Source organism: Isoptericola sp. NPDC056134 (genome assembly GCF_042264825.1).
Lineage (GTDB): Bacteria > Actinomycetota > Actinomycetes > Actinomycetales > Cellulomonadaceae > Isoptericola > Isoptericola nanjingensis.
In genome coordinates this window covers 1-1411 of record NZ_JBHJVM010000073.1, presented here as the reverse complement: position 1 = coordinate 1411, position 1411 = coordinate 1, and the positions used below count along the sequence as shown (strand labels likewise).

The 1411-nt window shown below is 67.8% G+C and carries 2 protein-coding genes; both read left to right on the top strand.

Features of this window, described 5'->3' with window-relative positions:
• The coding region (locus ACFCZN_RS21330) for a helix-turn-helix domain-containing protein (protein ID WP_430558097.1) at nucleotides 1-903 on the top strand (903 nt) is incomplete at its 5' end.
• 228 nt (nucleotides 904-1131) lie between these two features.
• Nucleotides 1132-1411: aldo/keto reductase (locus ACFCZN_RS21325; RefSeq protein ID WP_430558096.1), on the top strand; the 280-nt coding region annotated here is incomplete at its 3' end.

Genomic DNA, 1411 nt, shown 5'->3' with positions numbered 1-1411 from the left:
CTCCCTGTCATGGACATCCGGAGCGACATCCGTGAGTTCCTGACCACCAGACGGGGCAGGCTCACCCCCGCCGACGTCGGCCTTCCCGACTTCGGCGGCCGTCGGCGCGTTCCCGGACTTCGTCGCGAAGAGGTCGCCCTAATGGCTGGGATGAGCGTCGAATACTACGTACGCCTCGAGCGCGGTAACGCCACCGGCGTCTCCGAGTCCGTGCTCGAGGGCATCAGCCGCGCCCTGCAGCTCGACGACGCCGAGCGCTCCCACCTCTACGACCTCGTCAGAGCCGCTAACGACGGCGCCCAGCCGAGTCGTCGACGCCCGAAGGCGCGTGCGCAGACCGTGCGGGCCAGCGTGCAGCAACTGCTCGACGCCATGGACACCGTGCCCGCGTTCGTGCAAAACAGCCGCCTCGACCTCATCGCCATTAACAGGCTCGGCCGTGCCGTCTTTTCCGAACTTTACGTACAGCCCAGGCGACCCGCGAACTTCGCCCGCTTCGTCTTCCTCGACCCCCGCGCCGAAGGGTTCTATCGCGACTGGGACGGCGCAGCGCAGCAGACGGTCGCACTTCTGCGTAGCGAGGCGGGACGCGCACCACACGACCGCGACCTGTCGGACCTCGTCGGCGAGCTCGCCACCTGTAGCACGCTGTTCCGCACCCTCTGGGCATCGCACGACGTCCGCGAACACCGCACCGGCGTGAAGTCGCTGACGCACCCGGTTGTCGGAGACCTCGATCTCGCCTACGAAGCACTCGACCTCAGCAACGACCGCGGACTACAGCTCATCGCCTACTCAGCTCAGCCCGGATCTCGTGACCACGACGCATTGCAGCTGCTCTCGAGTTGGACGCCGCCGCAATGCACCTCCACCCTCGACGACTCCCGCATCACAAAGTTCTAGGCAAGTCGACCCTCGCGCTCGACCAGTCCACCAACCCCCGACCCTGCCCGCACCGTTGCCCCACGGTCCAAACCCGACGACGTTCCGGTTCAGTGTCCCGGTTCTGCGCCGGGTGGGCATCAGAAGCGACGACTGAGGGCGGCCTCACCCGCTGATCCGGCGGTCGACAGGGCAGCGGGGCCACCCGCCCCGCCACCGCGCGCCCACTCCTTCCAGAAGGACCATCCGATGAAGAACGCACGTCTTGCACACCTCGAGGTCTCCCGCATCGGCCTCGGCGCGATGACCATGGCCGGCACCTACACCTCCGAAGGCGCCCTCGACGACGCCGAGTCGATCCGCACCATCCACCGCGCCCTCGACCTCGGTGTCACGCACATCGACACCGCCGAGATCTACGGGCCGTTCCGCAGCGAGGAGATCATCGGCCGCGCCCTCAAGGGCCGCCGCGACGGCGTCGTGATCGCCACCAAGTTCGGCCTGTTCGACCACACCACCGGTCAGCGCG